The organism is Aquirufa echingensis (assembly GCF_042714525.1).
Classification (GTDB): domain Bacteria; phylum Bacteroidota; class Bacteroidia; order Cytophagales; family Spirosomataceae; genus Aquirufa; species Aquirufa echingensis.
In genome coordinates, this window is the sequence record NZ_JBBKYA010000006.1 from 1 (window position 1) to 25,874 (window position 25,874).

25 protein-coding genes and 1 pseudogene are annotated in these 25,874 nt (G+C 41.6%); 14 read left to right on the plus strand and 12 right to left on the minus strand.

Annotated elements, in window-relative coordinates:
• Positions 1-1,306, plus strand: a pseudogene (locus SKC38_RS11325) (IS3 family transposase); the annotation flags it as partial.
• Between the two features lie 52 nt (positions 1,307-1,358).
• On the opposite strand, the gene SKC38_RS11330 reads toward SKC38_RS11325, so the two are convergent.
• The 6 genes from SKC38_RS11330 to SKC38_RS11355 form a co-directional block, all read right to left on the minus strand.
• Complete coding sequence (locus SKC38_RS11330; protein WP_377977260.1) at positions 1,359-1,559, minus strand: hypothetical protein; 201 nt, start codon at positions 1,557-1,559, stop codon at positions 1,359-1,361.
• 57 nt (positions 1,560-1,616) lie between these two features.
• Complete coding sequence (locus SKC38_RS11335; RefSeq protein ID WP_377977261.1) at positions 1,617-3,347, minus strand: hypothetical protein; 1,731 nt, start codon at positions 3,345-3,347, stop codon at positions 1,617-1,619.
• An 8-nt stretch (positions 3,348-3,355) separates the two neighbouring features.
• Entirely contained in the window at positions 3,356-4,015 is a 660-nt protein-coding gene (locus SKC38_RS11340) for a hypothetical protein (RefSeq protein WP_377977262.1), read from the minus strand.
• A gap of 29 nt (positions 4,016-4,044) precedes the next feature.
• Positions 4,045-5,265, minus strand: a complete 1,221-nt coding sequence (locus SKC38_RS11345; RefSeq protein WP_377977263.1) for a BaiN/RdsA family NAD(P)/FAD-dependent oxidoreductase — start codon at positions 5,263-5,265, stop codon at positions 4,045-4,047.
• Positions 5,266-5,341: 76 nt separating this feature from the next.
• Positions 5,342-5,539: a hypothetical protein gene (locus tag SKC38_RS11350; protein ID WP_377977264.1), complete on the minus strand. Its 198-nt coding sequence runs from the start codon at positions 5,537-5,539 to the stop codon at positions 5,342-5,344.
• 17 nt (positions 5,540-5,556) lie between these two features.
• Complete coding sequence (locus SKC38_RS11355) at positions 5,557-6,549, minus strand: endo-1,4-beta-xylanase (protein WP_377977265.1); 993 nt, start codon at positions 6,547-6,549, stop codon at positions 5,557-5,559.
• A gap of 82 nt (positions 6,550-6,631) precedes the next feature.
• Here SKC38_RS11355 and SKC38_RS11360 point away from each other — a divergent pair, with 82 nt between their 5' ends.
• Positions 6,632-7,531, plus strand: coding sequence for a PIG-L family deacetylase (locus SKC38_RS11360; RefSeq protein WP_377977266.1), 900 nt, complete (start codon positions 6,632-6,634; stop codon positions 7,529-7,531).
• 1 nt (position 7,532) lies between these two features.
• Here the strand turns inward: SKC38_RS11360 and SKC38_RS11365 are convergent, their stop codons facing one another.
• The 6 genes from SKC38_RS11365 to SKC38_RS11390 form a co-directional block, all read right to left on the minus strand.
• Positions 7,533-8,618: an alpha/beta hydrolase gene (locus tag SKC38_RS11365; RefSeq protein ID WP_377977267.1), complete on the minus strand. Its 1,086-nt coding sequence runs from the start codon at positions 8,616-8,618 to the stop codon at positions 7,533-7,535.
• 1 nt (position 8,619) lies between these two features.
• Complete coding sequence (locus tag SKC38_RS11370) at positions 8,620-9,357, minus strand: hypothetical protein (protein WP_377977268.1); 738 nt, start codon at positions 9,355-9,357, stop codon at positions 8,620-8,622.
• A gap of 1 nt (position 9,358) precedes the next feature.
• Positions 9,359-10,138 carry a hypothetical protein gene (locus SKC38_RS11375; protein WP_377977269.1) on the minus strand — a complete coding sequence of 260 codons (780 nt, stop codon included), beginning with the start codon at positions 10,136-10,138 and terminating at the stop codon, positions 9,359-9,361.
• 107 nt (positions 10,139-10,245) lie between these two features.
• The gene (locus tag SKC38_RS11380) at positions 10,246-11,025 is read right to left on the minus strand and encodes a hypothetical protein (protein WP_377977270.1); all 780 of its coding nucleotides are present in this window, start codon (positions 11,023-11,025) and stop codon (positions 10,246-10,248) included.
• A gap of 8 nt (positions 11,026-11,033) precedes the next feature.
• Positions 11,034-11,822 (minus strand): hypothetical protein, encoded by a 789-nt coding sequence (locus SKC38_RS11385; protein ID WP_377977271.1) that lies wholly within the window; start codon positions 11,820-11,822, stop codon positions 11,034-11,036.
• Between the two features lie 50 nt (positions 11,823-11,872).
• A complete protein-coding gene (locus tag SKC38_RS11390; RefSeq protein ID WP_377977272.1) occupies positions 11,873-12,598 on the minus strand; it encodes a hypothetical protein in 726 nt (241 codons plus the stop codon).
• A 136-nt stretch (positions 12,599-12,734) separates the two neighbouring features.
• Here SKC38_RS11390 and SKC38_RS11395 point away from each other — a divergent pair, with 136 nt between their 5' ends.
• From SKC38_RS11395 to SKC38_RS11450, 12 genes are all read left to right on the plus strand, one after another.
• The gene (locus tag SKC38_RS11395; RefSeq protein ID WP_377977273.1) at positions 12,735-13,886 is read left to right on the plus strand and encodes a helix-turn-helix domain-containing protein; all 1,152 of its coding nucleotides are present in this window, start codon (positions 12,735-12,737) and stop codon (positions 13,884-13,886) included.
• Positions 13,887-13,999: 113 nt separating this feature from the next.
• Positions 14,000-15,292: a serine hydrolase domain-containing protein gene (locus SKC38_RS11400; protein ID WP_377977274.1), complete on the plus strand. Its 1,293-nt coding sequence runs from the start codon at positions 14,000-14,002 to the stop codon at positions 15,290-15,292.
• A gap of 2 nt (positions 15,293-15,294) precedes the next feature.
• Positions 15,295-16,038 carry a hypothetical protein gene (locus SKC38_RS11405; protein WP_377977275.1) on the plus strand — a complete coding sequence of 248 codons (744 nt, stop codon included), beginning with the start codon at positions 15,295-15,297 and terminating at the stop codon, positions 16,036-16,038.
• Between the two features lies 1 nt (position 16,039).
• Complete coding sequence (locus tag SKC38_RS11410) at positions 16,040-16,789, plus strand: hypothetical protein (RefSeq protein ID WP_377977276.1); 750 nt, start codon at positions 16,040-16,042, stop codon at positions 16,787-16,789.
• A gap of 6 nt (positions 16,790-16,795) precedes the next feature.
• The gene (locus SKC38_RS11415) at positions 16,796-17,575 is read left to right on the plus strand and encodes a hypothetical protein (protein WP_377977277.1); all 780 of its coding nucleotides are present in this window, start codon (positions 16,796-16,798) and stop codon (positions 17,573-17,575) included.
• Positions 17,576-17,583: 8 nt separating this feature from the next.
• A complete protein-coding gene (locus tag SKC38_RS11420; protein WP_377977278.1) occupies positions 17,584-20,100 on the plus strand; it encodes a serine hydrolase domain-containing protein in 2,517 nt (838 codons plus the stop codon).
• A 2-nt stretch (positions 20,101-20,102) separates the two neighbouring features.
• Positions 20,103-20,342, plus strand: a complete 240-nt coding sequence (locus SKC38_RS11425; RefSeq protein WP_377977279.1) for an alpha/beta fold hydrolase — start codon at positions 20,103-20,105, stop codon at positions 20,340-20,342.
• Complete coding sequence (locus SKC38_RS11430) at positions 20,302-20,631, plus strand: alpha/beta fold hydrolase (protein WP_377977280.1); 330 nt, start codon at positions 20,302-20,304, stop codon at positions 20,629-20,631. The genes SKC38_RS11425 and SKC38_RS11430 overlap by 41 nt, the downstream gene beginning before the upstream one ends.
• 95 nt (positions 20,632-20,726) lie before the next feature.
• Positions 20,727-21,269, plus strand: coding sequence for a hypothetical protein (locus tag SKC38_RS11435; RefSeq protein WP_377977281.1), 543 nt, complete (start codon positions 20,727-20,729; stop codon positions 21,267-21,269).
• Between the two features lie 34 nt (positions 21,270-21,303).
• Positions 21,304-21,807, plus strand: coding sequence for a nuclear transport factor 2 family protein (locus SKC38_RS11440; RefSeq protein WP_377977282.1), 504 nt, complete (start codon positions 21,304-21,306; stop codon positions 21,805-21,807).
• A 182-nt stretch (positions 21,808-21,989) separates the two neighbouring features.
• Positions 21,990-24,635 carry a M14 family metallopeptidase gene (locus SKC38_RS11445; RefSeq protein WP_377977283.1) on the plus strand — a complete coding sequence of 882 codons (2,646 nt, stop codon included), beginning with the start codon at positions 21,990-21,992 and terminating at the stop codon, positions 24,633-24,635.
• Positions 24,636-24,647: 12 nt separating this feature from the next.
• Positions 24,648-25,862, plus strand: coding sequence for a serine hydrolase domain-containing protein (locus SKC38_RS11450; protein WP_377977284.1), 1,215 nt, complete (start codon positions 24,648-24,650; stop codon positions 25,860-25,862).
• Positions 25,863-25,874: the final 12 nt, after the last annotated feature.

Sequence of the window (25,874 nt, forward strand, 5' to 3'; positions counted from 1 at the left end):
TTGAAGCCGTAATCAAAGACAACTGCTCGATACGAACAGTTGCTCAAAAAAAAGGAGTTAACATCACTAATTTACGCCTTTGGTATCGTTTCTATGAACGATATGGCAAGGATGGGCTGAAAGAAAGAAAATACCAATTCTACACCCCATCTTTTAAGCTCATGGTGCTTCAGTCTATTGAAAAGGAATTTCTATCTTTACGGGGAGCCTGTGCACGATTCAATATCCCAAGTGAATCGACAATTATCAAGTGGAAAAAGGTATATGAAATAGAGGGTGTAGCGGGCTTGAATTCTAAACCTAAAGGACGACCAGCTAAGATGTCAAATTCCATCAAACCCATCGCAAAGAAAGCCCAGAAGCCTCTAACAAGAGAAGAAGAATTACTTAAGGAAAACGAATACTTAAGGGCTGAAAATGACTTACTAAAAAAGCTTCAAGCCTTAGTTCAAGCAGACAAAAAGCGCAAGCCGTAAGTGAACTAAGGCATAAGCACAGGTTAGCAGTATTGCTTACTTGTGTAAAAATGGCAAGGAGTTGTTTTTATTATTATTCAAAACAAGGGACCGAAGACAAGTACTCGAAGCTAAAGCAAGAAATTGAACTGATCTATCATCACCATAAGGGCAGATTGGGTTATCGTCGTATAACCATTCTACTGCGTCAAGCTGGCCACCTAATTAATCACAAGACTGTTCATCGACTAATGACATGCTTGAAATTAAAGAGCTTGATTAGAAGGAAGAAATATAAATCCTACAAAGGAGAGCAAGGTAAAATAGCGCCCAATATTTTAAACAGGGCTTTTAAAGCAATGGCTCCTAATCAAAAATGGACAACCGATGTAACAGAGTTTAATGTATTAGGAAGGAAGCTATACTTGTCGCCTGTATTGGACTTATACAATCAAGAAATCGTCTCCTACGACATATCAGAACGACCTGATTTTAAAAATGTCATGAATATGCTAACAAAGGCAGTGAAAAAGAAGTCAAAGTCAACAGCCCTTCTGATGCACTCGGATCAAGGATGGCAATACCAAATGAAGCAGTATCAAAGTGTTTTGAAAGACAATGGAATCCAACAAAGCATGTCTAGAAAAGGAAACTGCTTGGATAATGCAGTCATGGAAAACTTCTTTGGAACACTAAAATCGGAACTGTTTTACCTGAACAAATATGAGTCAATAAAACAACTAAAGAAAGAAATCAATGAATATATCAAATACTACAATTATGAAAGAATCAAACTCAATTTAAACGGAATGAGCCCGGTGCAATACCGAGCTCATCACAATAATAATTAATTACTAACTTTGTCCAACTTTTGGGGTTCAGTCCATTCCGGCGGGCTTTTTTTTAATATACTTGATTCACTGTGACGATCAGTGAAGGTATCGCAGGCCTTCTCGGAATGCTTGTTGAAGGCGTGTAGGCGATGTAAATCTGAGGATTTGATACGCTCCACATAAGTTCCACTTGATCACCTGCGGCAAGATTTTGGAAGAAATTCCACGATGCGACAACCGCAGCAGTACTAACTCCCCCAGAAATAATCATTTCAGTCAATGATGCGGGGACATCTACCCCATTTTTTCGTAACCATATTTTGATGGCTTAGATGGTAGTTCCTGCGCTTCGGTCAACTTGCGCAGAGAATTGGATGTTGTAAATTCCAGCATTGGTAAATCGCAACTGCGAATTATTCTGAACAGTTACGCCGGCAGCAAAATCGGTATTGCTCAACTTCATGGCTACTGCTGAATCTGCCAGAGCAGCCGTTTGATTCGTTAGATCATAAAAGCTACCATAACTTGCAGCGCTAAATGCCCCCGTGCCATTGCCACGAACCAAACCGGTGAGTGTACTCGCACCTGTTCCGCCATTTGCCACGGAAATGTTGCCGGTCAACTTCGACGCTTGCAAAGAAACGATTTTCGCATCGGTCACGTTGGCGTCTACAATCTTACTTGTTGTCACGGTGCTATCTGCCAGATTTGAAAATTTCACGGCATTCGCAGCTATTCGAGGAAGCGTTGCCGTTCCGGTCAAATCCCCTGCCAACTGGATTTTACCTAATAGACTAACTGTAGCGTTCGGCGTAGTCTGTGCATCCACGTAGGTTTTTACCGCCTTTTGAGATGGGTAAAGGTCATCGCTAGGAGCAGAAGCACCTAAGTTGGCCGCCACCGCTTTATTCGCTAGATTTTCTTTTAATGCTAACGCGGGTACCGTAGGAGCGGAGGCGGTACCTGCCAAATCACCCGCAAGCTGCAATTTACCTTGAATTAAAGTTGTTGCTTCGGGGGTTGTTTGTGCATCTACATAGGTTTTTACAGCCTTTTGGGTTGGGTAAAGTACATCGCTAGGAGCGGATGCACCTAAGTTGGCCGCCACCGCTTTATTCGCCAGATTTTCTTTTAATGTTAAAGTGGGAACTGTGGGTGCATAATATGGCCCAGCTAAATCTCCTGCCAAAGTAATTTTACCTGCAATTGAATTGGTTGCCGGTACCGTAGTTTGGGCATCAATATACGTTTTAACAGCACGTTGACTTGGATAAAATCCATCTTGAGGATTTCTACCACCTAATTCTGTATCAAGTGAACGGTTTTGAAGTCGTTCATAGGTTAATCCTAAACTTTGGATGGCCATGTTCGTTTCTCCCACTTGCGCATTTAAATAATCAAGTCGATTCGTTTGTGTCTCATTAACCTTATTGATTGCAATGATTGATTGATTAATAACGGCAACTTGAGTAGATGTCTGTGAATTTGAGGATTGAATGCTTTGAATATCTTGCTGGGTCTTTAAGATATCTGCTTTGATGGGATCAAGGTCCTTTTTTGAGGCAATTTGAATGTCATCCGTAAACTGCGATAATTTTGTAGGTGCTGAGCGAACATTTTGGTAGTCGACGCTTTCCGCATAAAGTGCATAAGCAGCATAATTCAGTGCTTGCGTGCTGACCATCGTAAAGGTTTTCCCTTGGTCAAAACTAACATCTACTTTCAGTTTCTTCGGATTTGCATCCCAAACAATTGCATCAAATTTGCTGTATTTTCCCGTATTTGAGCTATTCCCAGCACCAATATTCAGATTCACTAAGCCATATGCATCCGACTTCGTGCATTGTACTTCTTGATAATCCAATTGGCCACTTTGATCCAATAAACTGAATTTGATACAAACATCACTAGATCCATAAGGGAGGTTAGAAATCGTATTCCCAGGTACGTCAATTGGATTCGGATTGAGAATAACGGCTTGGTAATTCAAACTTTTGCTTTGTGCCAAACTGGAAAATGCCAAAAGGAACAAACAGAAAATGCGTATATAGGTCAACATAGATGGTCTTATGGATTGATTTTAATGCCCAATGAAATGGTTGTTGGGATAATGCGTAAGTGGTTCACCGGATAATCGGGTTCCTTTACTGAGCTCAAATATTGGTATTTAACAAATCCACTGACGAATTTGCTGAGATGGTGCACTAAGGCAATCGAATATCCGCCATAGATTCGAATCTTCGAAAATTGTTGCTGCTCATCCAATGGCATGTACTGATTCGCGATATATTGATTTCCATTCCACATTTTGGCTACGGACACAATGCCTTTCAGGTCCAAGGAGATTGCTTGATTGATCGGAATTTCAGGGCCTATTTCCCCCGTTATACCCAGATGGTCGGCTTGATAGCTCAACGCAATTCCTCGCGTGTTTCCTACACTATTGTATTGATTATATGTGAAGCCAAACGCATATTTGATTGTGGGAACATACAGCGGATTTTCGTCTTTTTCCGTCGCACCTAAATGCTTGGAAATTTTCCAAAGGACATTCTCTCTTTTGAGTTGAACGTGTAGGCCCGTGGCGGGTTTTAGGTAGTCGACGAGTGTACCATTGAGGTTTTGGTATTGGTATTCGGTGGAGTTTCCTCCTACTTCGAAAACCAATTCTTGTGCGTTTGCTTCATTGAGTAAAAGGCAAGCAAACAATAGAATTAGGATGCGCATGAATATGTGATAACGTTTTACGAAGATAGTTAATTAACATGCATTCCACATGATTTTCCCGCAATAAAGCCTGTTGTCCATGCGCCTTGAAAATTGAACCCACCCGTGATGCCATCAATGTCGCAAACTTCACCGGCAAAAAAGAGTCCCGGTAGTAATTTACTTTGCATGGTTTTTACCTCAATTTCTGCGAGATCGATACCGCCTGCTGTTACAAATTCTTCTTTAAAAGTCGTCTTCCCTTTGACCTCGTAGCGGTCATTGATCAGCGTATTGATGAGCTTATTTGTGTTTTTTCCTGCCAAATCCAACCAGCGCGATTCGGGTTTGATTTCGTTTTTTTCTAAGAGATAAATCCACAGCCTATTAGGAATGGGGAAGGGGTTATGATTTTGAAGCATTTTGGCGCCATGGATTTTTTGAATCGATAGAAATTCTTGTCGGAGGGCCTCTTCCTTCATTTCATCGAGCCAATTAACTAAAATAGAACAGCAGTAATCTTTTTCTGCCAAAATTCGAGCTCCCCAGGCGGAAAGTTGCAAGATGGCTGGGCCGCTCATGCCCCAATGGGTGACGAGAAGGGGTCCTATACCCAAGAGCTTTTGGCCTTCGATGCGCACGCGGGCTTTTTCAACAACGACTCCCATGAGTGCCTTGATAGGCTCTTGCGGCATGTTGAAGGTGAACAAGGAAGGTACGGGAGGAATAATGTTGTGGCCAAAGGATTCGATGGCTGAAAACCACGTGCTTTTCGGTTGGCCCCCCACCGTAATAATTACCCGGTCCGCAAGATGAATTCCCTGATTGCTCTTAATTTCAAAACCCTTGTCGGTTTTTCTTATATGCTCAACGGATTGATTGGTCTGTATTTCGATCCCTAATTTTCGTGCTTCGTTCAGGAAGCAATCGATGATGCTTTGGGATTCGTTGGACAAGGGAAAGATACAGTTGTCGGGGTATGTTTTTAGCGCCACCCCGCGCGATTCGAACCAGTTGACCGTGTCTTGGGCATTAAATTGCTCGAATGCTTTGCGGAGAAATTTCTCGCCGCGCGGGTAATTCTCTGAAAGCAGACGGTTGTTAAAAGTCGCATTGGTTACATTGCATCGCCCACCCCCGGATATTTTCACCTTCCCGAGGAACTTGCTCGTCTTTTCTAGGATGCAAACATGGGCATCAAGGAAATGGGATTTGGCAGACAGGGCGGCAAAGAAACCGGCGGCTCCTCCGCCGATGATGGTGATTTTCAAGGGCAAATGTTTTGGCAAAAATAAGATAATTATTTCATGCGCAGCCGAGTTTTATGAAACCATTAAGCTTGGAATGTTATTTAAATCGAGTCGAATCAATCACTAAACACAATCCCGCCTGAAATACCACCAGCGCCCCCGTTCCATACCAAAACCATTCGCCACCTTGTAATTTACTTATTCCGGCGTCGATCGCCATTGAGAGTCCACTTCCCGTGAGGAGAAGTCCGCAGGTTGCTTGAAGCGCCCAACGGGTCGTTGATTTATTTTTCATTTGTCTAAAAGGGTTGATTAGATTGCTTTTCGGTTGTATTGATCATCAAATAAGAGCGGATATTCCTTCGGTCTTTTGAAATATCCTCGAAGCCAAGAGTCGCGATCTCCTATGTTCCAAAACGTGATGCCATATTGCTGCTTCTTGGGTATGGCGCGGTAGGCCTGAAAAACGAGCTTCAGTTTTTCTGATTGGGCTGATTTGGCAGCATCGTCATAGACAAATGTGGAATCATTTTTGGGATTCACCGCCACATCTAATTCGGAAAAATGGATGGCAAGACCAGTTGCGGTTGATTGCTCAATGACCCCTTGAATATCTTCATTTTTTGCGTTGATATTGATATGCATTTGTAGCCCTAATCCATGAATGGGAATGTGGCGCGCTTGTAGGTCACGCACCATATCCAAAATGGCTTGCATCTTTTTGGGTTTCCCATCTTGGCCATAATCGTTGTAAAACAAGGTCGCATTGGGATCGGCTTCATTTGCCCATTGAAAGCTTTTCGCGATGTAATCCGGAATGTTTTTCGACCAAATCGTAGGCCTCAAACTTCCATAGTCTAGAAAAGATTCATTGACAACATCCCAACCGGCGACTTGACCTTTATAATGTTTTACGACTGTTTGGATATGGTTTTTCAACATGTCTTCCCAGGCTTTCTCATCGCCTGTAAAATCCTGCATCCATTTGGGTACCTGATTATGCCAAACCAAGGTGTGGCCGTGCATCCGTTTTTGTTGGCCCTGCGCAAATCTGACGATTTCATCTCCTTTGCTAAAATCAAAACGATTCGCTTCTGGATGGACCAACATCATTTTCATGTGGTTTTCTGCGGTGACGCTGTTGAATTCGGAGGAAGCTAGTTTGAGGTATGCTTCATTTTCAACTAGTAATCGAGGGTTCATGGAGGCGCCAATCGGAAAAGAAACTTGGTCTTTTAACAAGGGGGATTGTCCCAATGAACTTTGGGCTATCCCTAGAAGCAAGCAAAAAAGAATCGTTTTCATAAAAATAGGTTTCCGCAAGATAATCAATATTGTTAATTTCTTTTTTTTCTGTTAACTCGCTATGTCTTAGACCTTAACCTACATGACTCGAACATTCCGAATCCTCACGCTCCTTGCGCTTTTCTTATCGACCAACTTATTAGCCCAATCTCCTAAGGTATTAGTGGTTACCGCTCACCCCGACGATGAGACGGGCTTTTCCGTGACCATGTTCAAGATTACCCACGAACTAAGAGGCATCGTAGATATGGCCGTTATGACCGATGGGGGTGGCGGCTTTGCGGATTCGCAATTGGGCGCCCTTTATTATGGTTTGAATTTGACAGACTCCCTCGTTGCGCGTACGCATTTACCCATGTTGCGTAAACAAGAAATTTTGGATGCCGGTAAAATCATGGGTGTGCGGAATATCTACTTCATGGAGCAGCCGGATGATTGGTACACGCTCGACCCACAGCCCTATATTTCAGGAAAAAACTGGGAGATTCCGTATGTGGAAAGGCGTTTGGATAAATTACTTGCCGACCGCGATTATGATTTTGTCATTACGATGTTGCCACATGCTGGCCAGCATGGGCATCATAAAACATCGGTCATCTTGGCTTTACGCGCTGTTCAGCGATTTAAAGGGACTCATAAGCCTATCATTATAGCGGGGAGTCCCATGAGCGCGACGAGTAAACCCATCGATTATACCCAGCTCGAAGGATTTCCTGAAACGAAAATCAATCCTCAATCGCCCACATTTACCTTGAATCGTGCCTTTCGGTTTAAAGAAAATGATAAAGTGAGTTATAAGATTGTCGCCGACTGGGTTATCTCCGCATATAAATCCCAAGGAGCCATTCAAGAAAATGGGATCCATAAAACCGATTTTGAAGTTTATCGATTTTATGACATCAATGACCCGAAGGGTATTTCGCGCGTGAAGGAATTGTTTGATGCATTAGCCAAAAGCGGATTTGCCGCTCCCGAGAACTGATTTATTTGGCCGTAAACTTGGCATATTCCTTCGGGTATAGCCGCTGATAATAGTCACGCAGTTTTTTCTGACCTGCGAGGTCTTGGTTTATTGCATAAAACATATCGAAATATTCGAGTTCCTCTGGCCTTACTTGGAGTGGGGTTTTCAACTTTGCCGATAAGTTTTTGTAATAGGCCGTAATGCGTTTTTCAGGATCAAAGTTGGGGTTAACAACTTCGTAATAGGATAATTGATGCGCTCGGAAAATCTTGCGAAGGCCGTCATAAATCCCAACAAACGGGATGGATCCGTGGTCGTCTTGAGGATAATATTGATAGTTAAATGGAATCGATTTAGACCGATGAAGTTGTTGGCAGAAACGTATAATACTTTTTTCGTGAACAGAAAAAGCAGCTTTGCTCGCAAGCACTTTGGCTAGACTTGGTTCATAGGTTGTATTGGCCAGGCCGATAAACAACGATTTGTTTTGATATTTTCTAGCTTGTATTGTTCGTAATACATCCTTTGAAAATCGACCTTCATCATACCAAAGACTCGGGTCCATCACCAGATAATCATCAAATAATGTGGGATGCTTCTGCAAAACAGCAAGCGCGAAGATGCCACCAAAACTATGGCCAAAAAGTGCGCGATATCCACTGCTAGGATATTTGCTTTCGATGTAGGGAATGATTTCTTGCTGGATGACTTGGGTGAAATTTTCGGCTCCTCCGGTAACATCGGCCATGGCTTTGGGTAACATGGCAGAGGCGTTCACGCGATACGGCGTTAAATCCCGCGTCCGATTCGTATTGTTGATAAATACGACAATCATTTTAGGGAATATCCGATTTCCATTTACTTCCGATAGGTAGTTTACCATACCTGAAACGGGCAGATAATTGTCGTCTCCATCGAGGACATAGAGTACCGGGTATTTTTCTTGTTTGGGTTTTTTATCTACAATTTCTTTGGGTAAATAAATCCGAAAGGTTCTGGATTCCTTCAAAATTGAGGATTGGATAGAATCCAACACGATGCTGGGATGCTGAGCAAAAATCACGTGTGAACAGCATGCGATTAGGCAAACGAATAATACTTTCATCTTATAATTCCGTTTCAATCAGTTTAATTAAATCTTGTCCTTCTTTTTTGAGTTTTTCTTCAAAGAACATAACGACATAATTGCTTTTATCCATCGCAAAAAACTGCGACATCATGATATTGATTTTGGCTCGATCATAGGTTAATAGCGGGGGATTTCCTTGTGGAATAAGATTTGACGTGTAGTTGCTAACATTGCTCCCTGCATATTTCATGAGGACTTTTACATCAAAGACTTCTGCGTTTGCTTTGGAATATTCACGTAGGTAATTCATTTCCCCCTCCTGAAATTTCTCGATGGCCGAAATGGAGTTTTCATAATGTTGGATGGCTTGAATGATTTTCGGATTATGAATTAAGCGCAATCCTCCTGCATTTTTCATGAGTTGGAAACCGGCATCTGTTCGTTCGAATAAGTAGCGGACATGAAGTCGCCTGCCGTTATAATAGAAAGGCCCCGAGTCTTTTTTGTATTCATCTTCAGTAAAGTTTTTAGTGAATTGTTTACTGATGTCGGCGCGAATATTTCGGTAATGTAAATTGGAGTCCACCATCGCAATGTCCATTTCGATGTCTTTCGCAATTAGGCTCAGGAATTCTTTTTCTCGTGCGCGTTCGATGACATGTTCCCGGTAATTTTCCACGAAGAACCCGAGTGTGACTGCCATGAAAAGCATGAAAAACTCGCTGAAATATTCTTTCCAATTCTTAGGTGCGTGATGGGGGTGATGTACTTCCATGTTAGTTTGATTCGGGGAAATTAGATTCAATTAATTTACGCAGTTGGTAACTTTTCGCTTTGTAGGTCTTGTAATAGCCTGTTTCAGTCACATTCATGAGCCAGTCGCTCCCACGAAGCATATTGGCGGTTTTGTGATTTAAATCTGGCTGATTAGTGTCTAGAAAAAAGGGTTGTCCCGGTGCAGAACTTTGGTTTTTCTCCAACAAAGCCATCATTTTACTCCTTGCTAAGCCATTTCGATGTGCATCTACATGCGCCAGATTTAAATGATTAACCACCCAAGGTTGAATATTGGCATAGAAATATTCCTTTTCGCGGTCTTGTCGGTATTCAATGCGTTTTAGTTGCATTTTCAAATCCGAAATAGCTTTGGCTAAGGTGTCGTTTTTAAAATAACGGAGTGAGCCGGAACTGATGATTTGGTCCAAATTGGCTTGTCTAAATTCCGGATGGCGCCAAATGAAAACACCGCGGATAAAGTGATAATAGAGTGTTGGATCATTGGGTTTTAGGCCTTTTGTTTCAATGATTTTTATGGCCTGATTTACCGATTGTCGTTCGATTACTCTCAGTTCTTGGAATTCTTTGAAGTCGACAGAGTCCGCAGCGAGGTCTTTCAACAAAGATTGCGCTAATTCCTTTTCGCGTAAACCTTCGATGTAATGTTCGCGTTGGTTTTCCACTAAGAAGCCGAGCGTTAATGCGACGAATATGACGATGAATTCACTGGCATAATCCTTGAGACTTTTAGGTGGGTGATGGGGGTGGTGTACTTCCATGTATATTTTTTATTACCTTTCGTTCATTAAATCAAAAACGATATGCCATTAGCCATCATTTTCGCGTTGATTGTTGTAGTTGTTATCTATTACCGTCGCCGGAGGGATTAGAAATCGCTACCATACGTATCCATTAATAGCTTGTTTAAAGCGATGCATTGGGCTTTTAATTGGCCCAAGTGCCCATTGATATACCGTGTCGAATTCACGGGGGCAATTCCCAAATTCACTAATTCATTGATATCTTCCGGATTGTTGTGTTTCAACGGTCGTGCATTTTCGGGCAATTCAAAACGATTCAAATAGCGTTGTTTTTCAGAGCCATTGGGCGAATAATTTAACAGTTGTTTTTGGTTCATTTCCCATACAGTATAGGCATCCAAAACACATCCCGTTTTCATTCGGAAATAAAGTAAATTTTGGTCCATGCTCTCTTGCAAGGCATCAATATTCGCGATGCGAATTTCAATCAATTGGAGTTGTTTGATGATTTCATCATTTTCAATCAGGCGTAGACCTCCCGCATTTTTCAATTGATCAATGCCGTTTTTAGAATGCTGAAAATAGCTGCGTAATGCGAGTGACTTGATTAAATAGTAAAATTGTGGGATGTCGGATTGGTAGCCTTTCGCATATAAATTAGCGAGTTGGATGCCCAATTTTTGTTTCAAGATGTTGTATTTAACGATCTTGTCGATCTCCGACATATCTCGTTCCAAGTCCAAATGAATATTCTTTAAATATTGAATTTCGCGGTGTTTTTCGATTTGATGCTCGCGTAAATTTTCGGCAAAAAATCCGAGCGTTACCGCGGCGAATAACATGATGAATTCGGTGAAATATTCACTTACTTTTTTAGGCGGGTGTGCGTGGTGGTGTACTTCCATGTAGGTATTTATTCAAAGTGATAGACGCGTCGTAAATCGTTCAATAATTTGGTGTTGATTTCACGATACTTTTTCAATTGATTGTGTCGCGTTGAGGCAAGTAAGAATCGATAGAATTCCAAAGATTTTCGAAGCGATTTCAGGTAACTGGGGCTTGGATTAATCTTAGGAAACTGATAGTAGTTAGGTGATGCCAAATATTCTTCCACCAGTAACGTGAGAGATCGAGTGTTTTTCCCATTTTGCGTTAATGCTCGGATTAAATCCACATTTTGAATATCGATAAAATTGGGAAGTACGAATTGGTGATAGGCGTCTGCTTCACGTTGCATCCGAATGCGTATTTTCTCTTGATCATTGATGATTTTAAGAAGGTCTTCTTGTATCTCGATGTCTTTAAAATAACGTAGCATGCCCGATGATTCGAGTTGGCGCAATATCGCACTTCGTGGTTCAAACAATATTTGTGAGTTCGCATTTACCCCGATGAATTGCGCGGCTTGAATGCGTTTTTGTTTGGAGGGGTCATCCACATCCCCTTGGTAGGTCAAATAAAGTTCATTTAAGTAAGATTCCTTTTTGATTCGAAAAGGAATGATTTCAGCTAATTCGATGGAATCAGCTTTGGTTTCTAGGTATAAGCTATGGGCTAACTCTTTTTCGCGGATACCCTCGATGTAGTGTTCGCGCTGGTTTTCAACAAAAAAGCCTAGGGTAAGTGCAACGAAAATAACGATGAATTCGCTCGCATAGTCTTTGATGCTTTTGGGTGGGTGATGTGGGTGATGAACTTCCATGGGGGTCTTTTAAGCGTAAATGGCCCGATTAACGGGCCATTTGAAGCATGTTATTTAGATGACAAATCAGGTTGAAGCGTCATGTAAACGGTTTCGTTTTCTACGATGTAATTACGTAAAATGGCGATGTCTCGATCATAAGATCCTTTGCCATAGATTTCTTCATAGGATGCTTTCAATTTTGAAGGCTCATCCAATTCTTTCCAACCGTTCGGAAAGCGACGGGAAAAAATGATGCGGGCTGCTCCGGAGGTTTGGTAGGTGGCAATTTTGATTCCTGCTTTGTCCCAAGCTTTTGGTAAACGTTTCATCACATCCCAAAACTCGGGCGCCGGCGCATATTTCAAGGTTAAGATATTCGAGCGGATTTTTGCTGATCTTTCGGCAGGGCTCGAATTGCTGTAATCGGCTTGGTAAGTAATGATTTCACCACCGGTCACAGCCTCGATATGGGGTGAAACTTTCAGATAGAAGTCATCGGCTGCTTCAGCGTTTGCAGGCATGGAACCTAACTCATCCCGCTTAGCCCAAGAAGTACCGATGTTATACAGGGACATCACTTCTCCATGGTGACTTCCGCCTACCAGGTTGAAAATAGCCCACGCATAGGGAGTGCCTGCTTTGCGGAATTTTGCAGTATGGTTTTTGAGGGCCTCATTGAAAGCGCCACGGTGACCGGGTTTCACTTTGTAATACTGGAAATTTGTGGTATTTGCTTGACCAAAAAGCGTTACGCTTAGCAAGCAAAAAATCGAGAGGGTAAGTAGTTTTTTCATCTTGAGAAGGGGTTTTATTTAATGTTCGAAATTAGACCAAAGCCTGCTGGCTTGATATTTTTTTTGTCTTTGCTTTGTCCTGTTTTTTGGATTTTTTGTCTAAATTTCTTTTACCAACTTACCTATCAAGTTTACTATGTATGATTTTGTACCTTATTTGTCATTTTTAACGAGTGGCATTGGGCTGTTTTTTATATGTTACTTGTTGTTCCGTTTTGGGAAATCCCCCAAGGTTTACGGACTCATCTTCATCATTTTTGCACTCGTTTACATGGAGTTCTATTTATATGCCTTGACTTCTAAGCATATTTATAAAATGCTCTTTCTTTTACGTAGCTCGAATATCTTCCGCATCTTTTTGCCGGCCACACTTTACCTGTACGTTCGGAGCATGTTGTTGCCTGCGAACCAATTAAAATCTTGGCAGTTCCTGCATTTTACGGTTCCTGTTCTAATGAGCATTGGTATAATGCCTGATTTATTCTTGTCAGAAGAAGCGAAAACGGCCGTTTTGGATAATTACTATGTAAACAATAAGTATTTTATCTCTATACCAGTCGGCTGGATTCCTGCCGGATTTATGCAGCCTATTTCCATAGTTTTTGGTATCGTTTATGGTGGGTTGACCTTGGTCTTGATTCAAAAGACGCGTAGGAAACAGGGTGAAACGTATGCCCATATCAATAAGCAGACCTTGACTTGGTTAAATTTATTGGCCGCCGCAGTGACGATTTACTTTGCGCTTCAATTATATCAATACATCAATTTATTCCTTAACAACGCCTTTGATCCACCTTCCCAAATAATCAAATGCCTCTTGGGAATTTTATTGTTTAGCTATTTCATCAGTACGCCCAATGTGCAGGAAAATATGGATGGCTGTATACTGCCGAAGGGAAAATCCTTCCCGTCAATTCAAGAGATCTATCCGAACATAATCCCTGCTTACAACATGGATTTGGTTGCTATGAATTTAGACAAGCAGGTTAAAGAATCGAAAGCCTATTTATCTGCCGAATATGATTTGTCGGCCATGGCAAAAGCACTTGAAATACCAATTTCAAAATTGCCTAAGTTGATCAAAAAATATTACGGAATTTCGTTTGTCGAATTTATCAATCGATTGCGCATTCATCATTTCTTAGAGCAGCGGTCTTCTTTTGATCAATTTACGTTGGAGACCTATATGTACCAAAGTGGATTTTCTAATCGGTCCACGTTTTATGCGGCTTTCAAAAAATATGTTGGTGTCAACCCTAGTTTCTATTTGAAAGAAATGGCCATTTAAGATCTTTTTGGACAAGGTCATCTGAATACTAGACAAATTTCTCAGGCTTTTCACGAAGTATGCTATCCATTTTAGACAATTTGGATACTTGTTTTATCATACTTATTAAGTCTGTGAAAAATCGATTTTATACGTTGGCATGCATGTGCCTTACATTTGGCTTATTGGGCCAAACGAAAGAATTTATTCATAAGGGGAATATGAATCCGGCTCGATTGTCCCAAATAGATCGGATGCTTGAAACCTATATTCAAAACAAAACTATTAACGGCGCAGTAGCTGTTATTCACCGGAATAATGAACTAGTTTACCACAAGGCTTTTGGTTATTTTGACGTGGAAACGCAAAAATCGATGCCACGCGATGCGATCTTCCGAATTGCCTCTCAAACGAAGGCAATAACGGCTACGGCTATCATGCAGTTATATGAGGAAGGTAAACTACTATTGGATGATCCGATCGAGAAGTATTTGCCTTCCTTTGCATCGCCTCGGGTAATTGCATCGTTCAATTTTACGGATACAAGTTACACGACTATTCCTGCGAAACGTTCTGTTACCATTCGGGATTTACTTACACACACTTCCGGTATTGGATATGCGCAAATAGGAAATGATACCGCACGTGCGCTTTATGGGAAGTTTGGGGTTGTTGGTGGAATCGGTGTGACGAATCCCAAAATACGTCTTGCAGATCAAATAAACACGTTAGGTACTATCCCATTGATGCATCAGCCAGGTACTAAATGGACGTATGGATTGAATATTGATGTATTAGGCAGATTAGTTGAAGTATTAAGTGGTCAAGATTTAGCCTCATTTTTCAAGACGCGTATTTTTGACCCGCTTGGAATGAATGATACCTACTTTTACCAACCTGCTTCAAACTGGTCGCGCATCGTTCCGTTGCATTCGAGTTCTGCATCAAACGGAATTGTGAAGTTGCCAACGGAGACATCCATGCTCGGGGGATTGTATACCGCTTATCCAAGTTTTAAAGGTACCTATTTTTCGGGTGGAGCGGGTCTTTCTTGTACGGCGATGGATTATGCCCAATTTCTACAAATGATGCTGAATGACGGTATCTATAAGGGGAAACGCATTTTATCGCGTGCAAGTGTTAAACTCATGCGAAGTAATCAAATAGGGGATGTCGAATTCATCATGCCTGGACAGCAACCTAATAATAAAGTGGGTTTTGGATTTATCATCACAACGGAAAAGGCGAGTGCGCAATCCCCAACTTCTGTAGGTACATTTTTTGGAGGAGGGGCTTTTTATTCGATTTACTGGATTGATCCCGTAGAAAAAATAACAGGACAATTGATGGTCAATATGTTGCCAATGTCCGATGCTGATTTATTAGAAAAGTTTAAAGTTGTAACCTATCAAGCTATTCAGGATTAAAAATGGAAGTACACCATGGCCACCATGCGCCTAAAAATTGGAAAGAATATTTTGTCGAATTCCTCATGTTGTTCACAGCCGTAACACTCGGTTTTTTCGCAGAAAACGTCAGGGAACATTACATCGAATCACATCGCGAAAGTCAATACATGGAATCGTTATTGGCGGATTTGAAGATTGATCAGGCTAATTTAAAAAACTCTATCCCATACCAACAAAAACGCGTGGAGGCAATGGATTCCCTCTTTTTGTTTTTCAAAAACAATCCCCAAGCTACTCAAGTCCCAGTTTCGGTTGTCAAGCATTTTAAACGTGTATCTTGGGAGATCATTTCGTATCGTAATACAACCACGATAAGTCAATTGAAAAATTCTGGTGGCTTACGTTTAATCCAAAATAAACGAGTGACTGATTCTATTGATGTCTACGACATGCGCTGGATCCGAATTGAATCCTCCAATAACCGCTTTGTCACGAATTCACGCGACATCAATTTGTTAGAAGAAAAGATCTTAGATGCATTTGATTCTTTGGATGCTTACATCAAAAACAATGGCTATGACAATCAAGATAATATACCCCAAACTGGTTTTGTGCGGATTAATCGGGCACATTTGAGAGAGTATTTAAATTTGTTGGCTCGCCAACAAACGATAACCCGACAAGATATCCGATCCTATAAACGGGCATTACAAACTACCGAAAACTTAATGGCAATAATTAAAAACGAATATAATCTGCCCTAGCATGGAAGTACACCACCACAGCCATATTCCCAAAAAATGGACGGAATACATCACAGAATTTATCATGCTATTTGCAGCGGTAACGCTAGGTTTTTTTGCAGAAAATCTACGTGAACATGCCATTGAAAAGGAGCGAGAAGTAAAATTTATTCAAATTGTGCATGAAGACTTATTGAATGATATTAAAAATTTAGATACAGTTTCGACCATTTATCAAACGAGGTTAAAACGAGAGGATACCTTGCTGAATCTATTAAGCAATCGAGATTTTAAGCAAACGAATGACCTGTATTATTTGGCACGATTGAACTCCATTCGATTCTTTTTCCATCATTCAAAAAATGGTTTTCAGCAATTGAAAAATGCCGGTGGCTTGCGCTTGATCTCGAATATAGAGGTTATCAAAATGATTCAGGCCTATGAAAATAATGTGGAGGAAATGGATGAATTGCAAAAACTTACGGAGGATTTACTCATGAATTACCGCCAACAAATGGCAATGATTTTTGATGGTCGAGTTTTTAAAAATATGGTGATAAATGGGCAATCAAGAAATATTGAAGCACGTTTTTCTAGGCCAACGGGCAATCCTCCTTTATTTAATGATAGCCCTGAAGCACTTAACGATTTATTGAATAAAACCTTGTATGTGCACAACAATAACTTAGGTATTGCCAGTCGGTCAAAGGAATTAAAGCGTGCCGCAATAGAGCTGGACAATATGTTAATTAAAACCTACCACCTAAATTAATATACGATGGAAGTACACCACCATGCCCACGCACCTAAGAAGTGGAATGAATACATCACGGAATTTATCATGTTGTTTGCGGCGGTAACACTGGGTTTTTTGGCCGAAAATTTCCGGGAACATCAAATAGAAAATAACCGTGCCAAAGAGTACCTCGAATTATTCAAAACAGAAATTAAACGAAATAATACAGCGATTGACTCTGTCTTGAAATTTGGGACCCCCGTGTTAATCCAAAATGAGAAACTTTATTTTTCGCTTTATGCAGATAAAAATCTCTCGAACGAGACCATTGCCAACTCCCTCGATTTAATGGTCTATCGTTTTTCCAATGACAAACGCATTTTCGAATTGATGAAAAATTCAGGCTCTTTGCGCTACATCAAAGACAAGAAATTAATCGAAGAAATAAACGCCTACGAAACAGATGCCGACTTTGCTGAATTCAGAACCTTTGATCAAGAGAGTTCCGCAGGTAAATTATTCTGGGAGTTTTTAGTGCAGAAGATGCCTCCTGCTTTATTGATGAAGTGGCTGAACCGACCAGATCTTGATTACATTGCTAATCTTTCTCCGGCCTATGCCAACTTGTATGCGGCAAATAAACAAGCCATAGAAACTGACTTGAAAAATGTACGATTGTCGGAAGATGTGAAGTCTGTCCTCCTCAAGTATTTGATGAATAAATGTACCATTCAAAAATTGAGTATATTAAATCTTAAAATTATCAAGAAAAAATCCGATCCTTTATTAGCACATATTGATACCTATTTAGCAACTAATTAACTCATTTTATGAAGATCTTACGTCTAATTTTTCTCCTGCTTTTTTGTGTTCAAGTTACGCTTGCGCAAAATTTTGAATCGCTGAATCAATTTCTTAAACAAGAGGTGCAAGCCAATAAATTGAAAGGCGTTCATGGCCTCGTTTACCATAAGAACAAGGTAGTATTTAATAAATTTTATGGAGATCGAGATGCGGAAAATAAGGTTCCCATGACCGGCAAGGAAATATATTACTTGCAATCGATGTCCAAGCCCGTGATCACTGTGGCGCTTATGACACTTTATGAACAAGGTAAGTTCTCATTGGATGACCCCGTGGAGAATTACTTACCCGAATTTAAAAACTTAAGTGTTGTACAAGATGTGAACCAGGGAATGAGAAGCAGTTTGATTCCTGCGAAAAGCAGAATTACAATCCGGCAGTTGATCAGTCATACTTCGGGTATGTCGCATGGCATAACACAGGTGAAGATGGATCGAGATATTTGGAATACGATTTTATATGATCAAAGTTTGACAACGATAGAGAAAAGGGTTGCGGCCTTAGCTAAAATTCCGTTGTCATATCAGCCTGGTACGAAATGGAATTATTCATTTGGACCAGATGTGGCTTCTCGGTTGATCGAGGTGCTGACAGGAGAAACTACAGATGCCTATCTGAAGAAGACCATTTTTCAGCCCTTGGGGATGAAGGATATGGGTTATAATTTAAATGAGGCCCAAGAAAAACGGGCGATGGTGGTGTATGATTTTCAAAACGGAAAAAATTTGGTTCGATCCAACATGCAACCTGCACGCAAAAATGTTACCGTTTTTGCCGGTGTAAATGCCTTGTGGGGAACGATGGAGGATTATTTGACCTTTGCCAAAATGCTATACCATCATGGAGAATTACATGGGAAGCGAATTTTGAAAAAAGAGACCTTGCAGTTGATGCGGACAGATGTTACAGCGGAAATCACTCGTAAACCGGATCAAACATCGCGTATTTATAAAATTGCCAATGGCATTTCATTAGATGAGGATGGAAGTACAAACCTAGAACCAGGTTATGGTTTTGGTTTGGGCTTTGGGATTTTGATAAATCCCATGGTGGCCAATAAACCGAATGTTTCTGCGGGAGAATACTTTTGGAGCGGGGCTAATTCCACGCATTTTTTCATCAATCCTAAGGATGAAGTCATTGGGATTTTCATGACTCAAATAGGTTCCTTGGGTACGCCTAATCCTTATCAATTCTATTTTGGGGATGAGTTTAGAAAAGGCGTGTATGCAGGGATAAAAACAGCTGAATCAAAGCTCGTAACGACGGATGTGGCAAAGCCTTCAGAAGTGAAGGCATTGGGTTTTGATCAAAAAGTATTGGATGAATTTCAACAAGAAGTTTCAAAAAGTATCCAACAAAAAGAAATTGCCGGAGCAGTAACCTTGATCGCGCGCAAAGGTAAAATTGTTCATTTTGAGGCGAAAGGGGAGTCTCAAATGGAGACACATGTTCCCATGCAAAAAGATGCCATTTTTCGTTTGGCTTCCATGACGAAACCGATCGCGACTTTAGCTTTATTGTTGCTGATGGAAGACGGAAAATGTAAGCCAAATGATCCCGTGAGCAAGTATTTGCCTGAGTTTGCATCCCAACAAGTTTTAGTATCGAAAGATAGCGTTGACGGCATGTGGATGTTTAAGACACGCGAAGCAACAAAGCCCATGTTGATTCGTCATGTGTTGACACACACAACGGGCCAACCAAGTGCTTACGGGGGAAATATGCCCGAGGCATATGCTGCGATTACGAAAAATGCCTACAGCAGTAATATCGAAAATTATGTCAAGAAATTAGCCAAATTGCCTTTGACACATGAACCCGGTGAAGGCTGGATATATGGTCCAGGTTTATTAGTCGCAGGACGAATCGTGGAAGTGATCAGTGGCATGCCATTTCAAGATTTTGTACAAAAACGAATTCTGGATCCGCTCGGCATGAAGGACACACATTTTTTCTTAGAAGCTAAAGATGCACCACGATTTACGTCCTATTACCAGCCGGATGGCAAGGGAGGTTTGGTTTTAATCGATCCCGGTTCAGAAAAAAGTATTCGGATCAGTGGTTCTAAGACCTATTATTCCGGATCCGGTGGATTACATTCGACGGCCTTGGATTATTTTAAATTTTGCCAAATGGTCGTTCAAGATGGCGAGTTGAATGGCGTGCGTATTGCGAAGCCTTCCACGATTGCTATGATGAAAACGGATCAAACACCGTTGAATTTAGAGGCGGCAATTACGCCCACGGATGATTTAAAGAACAACGGTTTTACCTTTGGTTATGCGATTAAACGCAAGGAAATTGGTAATGACCCACGCCCTGCCGGTACGATATATTGGAGTGGGGCTACGGGTCCGATATTCTTTATTGATCCAATACATGAGCTGATTGCTATGTTATTATACCAGCGGCCATCGACTGCACCAACAAACATTCGGACGAATTTTAAGTCCTGGGTAATGAAGAGTTTAATTAAATAAGTATGAGAGCATTATTTACAACCGTATTGTTATTGTTGACAATGACGTTAGCAGCGCAGATTCCTTATGGATCAAATTCAGCTGTGGGTAAACGAATTCAAGTGGGTGACATTTCTATGTATTATGAGATATATGGAAAAGGGGAGCCCTTGATATTATTGCATGGGGGCTATGGAAATATTGAAACAATGGGCGGAATGATTGCTGCTTTTTCTAAAAAAATACCGTGTTATTGCTGTTGATTCGCGTTCCCAAGGCAGAACGACGGATAGTGATTTGAAGGAGCTGACCTATGCACAAATGGCCTTAGATGTGAATGGATTTATGGATCAATTGCATGTGAAGAAAGCCAAATTTGTGGGCTGGAGCGATGGGGGAGATATCGCATTGGAATTAGCCTTGATACATCCAGAGAAAATCGATAAGGCAGTGATTATGGGTGCTAATTTCTTGGGGGAGTCTAAGGGCGTCGCGTTAGCTATTGATACGACCTGGCTTAACTTCCCCTATCTTTTTTTTGTTCCCATTTGAGATTTGGGAACATATTTTTCCATTGTTTCTGATGTCATCTTTGATACATCAGGTTAAGTTCGTTGGATTACTCAAAAACTTAAAAAACAAAAACAATGAAAAAATTAATGATGATGGTTGTTGTAGCTGCGGCTTTGTTTGCTTGTGGCCAACAAAAAACAGAAGCCGTTAAAACGGATGCCGCGGAAACAGATTCCTTGGGTGGAACGATGACCACTTTAGATGAAAAAACTAAATCTATCCATGCGCAAATCAAGGCTTATCAAACCAAGGATTCCACATTCAAGGGAGACGAATTAGCCGAAAATATTCAAGTTTATTATCCTAGCGATACGACGGCTGATTTGGTTGGGAAAAAAGCCTATTTGGCTGACTTTTTCTCCAATCAAAACTTATGGGAGAATTCAAATTTCGGAAGTTTACGTGTGACTACGTTGACTTTAAACAATGGTGAAGTTTGGACGAATATATGGGCGATCTTTACGGCCAAAGGGAAATACAGTGGGAAGGATATTTTGATTCCAGTTCATGAGGCCATTTTGTGGGTAAATGATAAGGAGGCTAAGGAAATTCATTTTTATGATACCAAACTTATTATGGATGAATTAGCTGCAAAAGCTGCAGCTGAAAAGAAGTAAGAAATTTTAATTTTCCTTAAAAATACGTTCAACTATGAAAAAGATTGTATTATCATTACTTACTGCAGCAACTATGCTTGCATGTACAGAGGCAAAAAAAGAAGAAACAGCAAACGCTATTGTTCACATTTACAAACCTACCTACACGGATAACTTTAAAATAGGGGATCCCAATAATGCTTTACTAGCGGAGAAATTTCATCAAGATCTTTTTGCACAAGATTACCAAAAGGCTGGTGAAATTATCGCTGATACAGCGGTATTCCACAATGAAGATGGGACTACGATCAAAGGCAAAGCGGCTATTCTCGATTTTATGCAAAAGAGTTTTGCTCAAGTAAAATTCAAGAATTATGAAATCGTTGCCATTATTCCTACCATCGGAGAAAATGGTCATCAATGGGTGAATATCTGGGATAAAGCCGATGTGGAAACTCCCGATGGGAAAACTCAAAAATTGGCTTGGGTAGATTCTTTCCGATTTGAAAATGGGAAAGTGGTGAGGTTTGATGGATTTGTCAAAGCCATCAAAGAATAAATTGTAAAAAGCCTCCTACAGGTGTCTACTGCCTACAATGAGCGTCTGCCTTATTGTGGGCAGTTTGTTTTGTATAAGTATTGGGTAGTCGTATTACCACCAAGAATCAAAATTATACGAATTGTCGGCATAAGAATTTGTCGCATTTTTTTCTATCTTTAAAACTTACCTACATCAGCGCTATGAAAAAAATCACTTTACTATTTCTATTCGTAACTCAGCTTATTTTTGCTCAAGTCCCTAGTCCCCAATCGCATTTTGGTTTTTCCATCGGGGATAATTATCACCTAGCCACATTTACGCAAACAGAATCCTATTTACAGAAAGTTGCCAAAGCTTCCCCTCGGGTCAAATTACAATCCATCGGGAAAACGGAGGAGGGAAGAAACCAATACATGGTCATCGTTTCTGATCCTAAAAACATCAAGAACTTAGCAAAATACAAAGCCATCTCTCAGCGCCTCGCTCGGGCGGAACGCCTCAGCGAATCTGAAGCGAAAGCTTTGGCCAAAGAGGGCAAAGCCATTGTTTGGATTGATGGTGGATTGCATGCAACAGAAACGGTAGGTATTCACCAATGGATCGAATCCATTTATCAATTCACCACTCGGAACGATGAGGAAACCAAACGTATTTTGGCAAATACCATTATCCTCTTTGTGCACGCGAACCCGGATGGACAGGAGTTGGTCTCCAACTGGTATATGCGCCAACAAGACACGCTGAAACGCTCGACGGAACATTTGCCACGGCTGTATGAAAAATACATCGGGCATGATAATAACCGGGATTTCTACATGATGAATATGAGCGAGTCGGCGAATATGGCGCGCCAACAATACATCGAATGGATGCCGCAGATTCTATATAATCACCATCAAACAGGTCCAGAAGGAACAGTTGTAGCCGGTCCTCCGTATAGAGATCCATTTAATTATGTCTACGATCCTTTGTTGGTCACCGGCATCGACGCCCTTGGCGCCGCGATGAGTTCGCGCTTAAATGCTGAGGACAAACCCGGTTACACGATGAAGTCCGGTTCCGTTTACTCTACTTGGTGGAACGGGGGATTACGTACGACGGCTTATTACCATAACATTATTGGCCTATTGACAGAAATCATCGGTAGCCCGACGCCGCAAAATATCCCTTTGGTGCCCAATCGTTTGATTCCCAATTCAGCGACGCCTTTTCCGATCACACCTCGCAAATGGTTTTTCAAGAATTCCATCGACTATTCGTTATCGCTCAACTATGCCGTACTGAATTATGCGACGCGTTACCGGGAAGAAGTGTTGATGAATATTTATAAAATGGGCCGTAAATCCATTGAACTAGGGTCTAAAGATTATTGGACGTTGTCGCCGAATAAAGTGGAAAAATTAACGGGAATTGCGGGAAACAATCTCAAGACCAAAAGCGATAGTTTATTTTCAGTCGTATATAAGAATCCGGAAACGCGGGATGCGCGCGCTTACATTATCACGGCGGATCAATCGACGACACGTTTGGCCTTTGTGAATATCTTGATTAAAAGCGGTATTCGCGTGGAGAAAGCGACCAAGGCTTTTGAAGTGAACGGCAAAACTTATCCACAAGGTTCGTATGTCGTGAAGACAAATCAAGCATTCCGTCCGCATGTCATCGACATGTTTGAGCCACAAGATCATCCCAATGATTTTCAATACCCAGGCGGCCCTCCCGTTCGTCCGTATGATTCTGCGGGATGGACACCGGCCTTTACCATGGGGATTCAGTTTGATCGGATATTGACCGACCTGCCAGCCCCGTTGGAAACCATCCCTTATGGTCAGCTCCAACAGGCAAGTCCGGCGTTTGAAACCGCTAATTATTATGCTTTCCCAAGTTCGGATAACGCGTCATATACCCTGTTGAACGACCTGCTAAAAGCTGGAATCGAGGTTACTAAAACCAAAGAATCTTTCTGGCTAAAACATAGCACGGCTGTTGCAGCCATTCTTGCTAAAGCAACCGTGAAAATTTCACCGTTGGCAAACATGCCTCAGCAGGCATCAAAAAAATTGGGAGCTAAGCGGATCGGTTTGTGGGATGTCTATGGCGGGTCAATGCCCTCAGGTTGGTTGCGTTGGATTTTAGAACAACATCATTTTGATTTTAAACTGGTCTTCGCCAAAGAAATCGACAAAGGAAATCTGCATGCTAAATTTGACGCGCTCATCTTTGTTACCCGCGCAATTCCTGGTCTAAAACCTGAAACAGCTGGCGAGAATACGTCTAAAGAACCTGTAGAAACTGATATTCCTGAGGAATATCGCGCGACCATGGGAAAAATTACCGTTGCCAAATCCATTCCTGCCTTACGCGCATTCTTGGAAGAGGGGGGAGATATTATTACGATCGGTTCCAGTTCAAATCTAGCCTATCACCTGAATTTGCCCGTAAAAAATGCCTTGGTGGAAGTTGTGGCTGGTAAGGAACGCGATTTGCCGGGTGAGAAATTTTACATTCCAGGAAGTGTGATGCAAGTTGCGGTGGATGATGCGGTGGAGGCCAACTGGGGTATGACGTCGAAAGCAGATGTTTATTTCAGCGCGAGTCCAGTCTTTAAATTATCGGCGGAGGCCATTGCGCATGGCAGTTTAATTCCATTGGCTTGGTATGCTTCTGAGAAAACCTTACGTAGTGGATGGGCATTTGGCCAAACCTATTTGGAAGATGGCATCGCGGCATTTCAAGCGAAAGTAGGCAAAGGGAATTTGTTCGTCTATGGACCTGAAGTAACTTTTAGAGCGCAGACGCACAATACATTTAAGATGGTATTTAATCAATTATACGAGAGTCGATAACGAATGAAATGTATGAATAAGTGCCTTTTATTATTGTTTTTGGGGTTGGTCTTTTCAGCGCATGCACAGAAATTCTATTATCCATCTGCCAAATCCTGGGAGCATAAGGCCCCGGACTATTTTCAATTAGATACCGCGAAATTAAACGAGGCGATTCGATTTGCCCAAAGCAATGAGAGTAGCTTGCCGAAAAATTTATGGCTTTCACAGGCGATGCAGTATGGCAAGGAACCTTTTTCGGATCCGATTGGGCCCATGGCTGACCGAGGTCCTGCGGCCGGAATTATCGTTTATAAGGGATACATCGTCGCGGAATGGGGGAACCCTTCTTCGGTGGAAATGACGCATAGTGTTACAAAGAGTATGGTTTCGTCGGTGGTGGGCTTGGCTTATGACAAGGGCCTCATTGCTTCCTTGGATGATAAGGTTCACGGGTATTTACCGCCTGTGGAGGTACTGAATTCCGAAGGCATTCAGGCAAATCAAAATCCGATTGCGAAAACATCCTTCCTTTATCCGTTTGAAACGGAGCATAATCGGAAAATTACTTGGGATCATTTATTGCGTCAAACCAGCGATTGGGAAGGTGTTTTATGGGGAAAGCCGGATTGGGCGGATCGTCCTTCGGATAAGCCGGCGGAATGGTTGACCCGCAAGCGTTTTGAGCCGGGCACGGTTTACAAATACAATGACACACGTGTAAATGCTTTGGCATTGGCGGCTACCTTGGTTTGGCGAAAACCATTACCTGAAGTGTTGCGTGAGCAGATCATGAACCCGATCGGGGCGTCCAATACCTGGGCGTGGACGGGCTATATAAATGCTTGGATTGTTGTGGATGGAAAATTGATTCAATCTGTGAGTGGGGGTGGCCATTTTGGCGGCGGGATGTTTATCAATGCCTACGATATGGCACGTCTGGGGCTCCTAACTCTGCGAAAAGGAAATTGGAATGGCAAGCAAATTTTATCAGAAGAATGGATTCGTAAAGCGACGACGCCGGGAGCGGTCAACCGTGGATATGGTTTTATGAATTATTTCTTAAACACGGATAGCAAATTATATCCTTCAGCGCCTGCGAGTGCTTATGCGCATATTGGTAATGGGACAAATGCCATTTACGTGGATTCGGAAAATGATATCGTGCTGGTGGCCCGCTGGATTGAGGATAAGTCCTTGGATGGTTTAATCCAACGGGTGTTAAGTGCTTTGCCTGCGAAACGTTAATCAGTTCGAATA

Bases quoted from the DNA above. Each gene is read 5' to 3' on its own strand.
- SKC38_RS11330 (WP_377977260.1), bottom strand. From the start codon at position 1,559: ATGATTATTTCTGGGGGAGTTAGTACTGCTGCGGTTGTCGCATCGTGG.
- SKC38_RS11335 (WP_377977261.1), bottom strand. From the start codon at position 3,347: ATGTTGACCTATATACGCATTTTCTGTTTGTTCCTTTTGGCATTTTCC.
- SKC38_RS11340 (WP_377977262.1), bottom strand. From the start codon at position 4,015: ATGCGCATCCTAATTCTATTGTTTGCTTGCCTTTTACTCAATGAAGCA.
- SKC38_RS11350 (WP_377977264.1), bottom strand. From the start codon at position 5,539: ATGAAAAATAAATCAACGACCCGTTGGGCGCTTCAAGCAACCTGCGGA.
- SKC38_RS11355 (WP_377977265.1), bottom strand. From the start codon at position 6,549: ATGAAAACGATTCTTTTTTGCTTGCTTCTAGGGATAGCCCAAAGTTCA.
- SKC38_RS11360 (WP_377977266.1), top strand. From the start codon at position 6,632: ATGACTCGAACATTCCGAATCCTCACGCTCCTTGCGCTTTTCTTATCG.
- SKC38_RS11365 (WP_377977267.1), bottom strand. From the start codon at position 8,618: ATGAAAGTATTATTCGTTTGCCTAATCGCATGCTGTTCACACGTGATT.
- SKC38_RS11370 (WP_377977268.1), bottom strand. From the start codon at position 9,357: ATGGAAGTACATCACCCCCATCACGCACCTAAGAATTGGAAAGAATAT.
- SKC38_RS11375 (WP_377977269.1), bottom strand. From the start codon at position 10,138: ATGGAAGTACACCACCCCCATCACCCACCTAAAAGTCTCAAGGATTAT.
- SKC38_RS11380 (WP_377977270.1), bottom strand. From the start codon at position 11,025: ATGGAAGTACACCACCACGCACACCCGCCTAAAAAAGTAAGTGAATAT.
- SKC38_RS11385 (WP_377977271.1), bottom strand. From the start codon at position 11,822: ATGGAAGTTCATCACCCACATCACCCACCCAAAAGCATCAAAGACTAT.
- SKC38_RS11390 (WP_377977272.1), bottom strand. From the start codon at position 12,598: ATGAAAAAACTACTTACCCTCTCGATTTTTTGCTTGCTAAGCGTAACG.
- SKC38_RS11395 (WP_377977273.1), top strand. From the start codon at position 12,735: ATGTATGATTTTGTACCTTATTTGTCATTTTTAACGAGTGGCATTGGG.
- SKC38_RS11405 (WP_377977275.1), top strand. From the start codon at position 15,295: ATGGAAGTACACCATGGCCACCATGCGCCTAAAAATTGGAAAGAATAT.
- SKC38_RS11410 (WP_377977276.1), top strand. From the start codon at position 16,040: ATGGAAGTACACCACCACAGCCATATTCCCAAAAAATGGACGGAATAC.
- SKC38_RS11415 (WP_377977277.1), top strand. From the start codon at position 16,796: ATGGAAGTACACCACCATGCCCACGCACCTAAGAAGTGGAATGAATAC.
- SKC38_RS11420 (WP_377977278.1), top strand. From the start codon at position 17,584: ATGAAGATCTTACGTCTAATTTTTCTCCTGCTTTTTTGTGTTCAAGTT.
- SKC38_RS11425 (WP_377977279.1), top strand. From the start codon at position 20,103: ATGAGAGCATTATTTACAACCGTATTGTTATTGTTGACAATGACGTTA.
- SKC38_RS11435 (WP_377977281.1), top strand. From the start codon at position 20,727: ATGAAAAAATTAATGATGATGGTTGTTGTAGCTGCGGCTTTGTTTGCT.
- SKC38_RS11440 (WP_377977282.1), top strand. From the start codon at position 21,304: ATGAAAAAGATTGTATTATCATTACTTACTGCAGCAACTATGCTTGCA.
- SKC38_RS11445 (WP_377977283.1), top strand. From the start codon at position 21,990: ATGAAAAAAATCACTTTACTATTTCTATTCGTAACTCAGCTTATTTTT.
- SKC38_RS11450 (WP_377977284.1), top strand. From the start codon at position 24,648: ATGAATAAGTGCCTTTTATTATTGTTTTTGGGGTTGGTCTTTTCAGCG.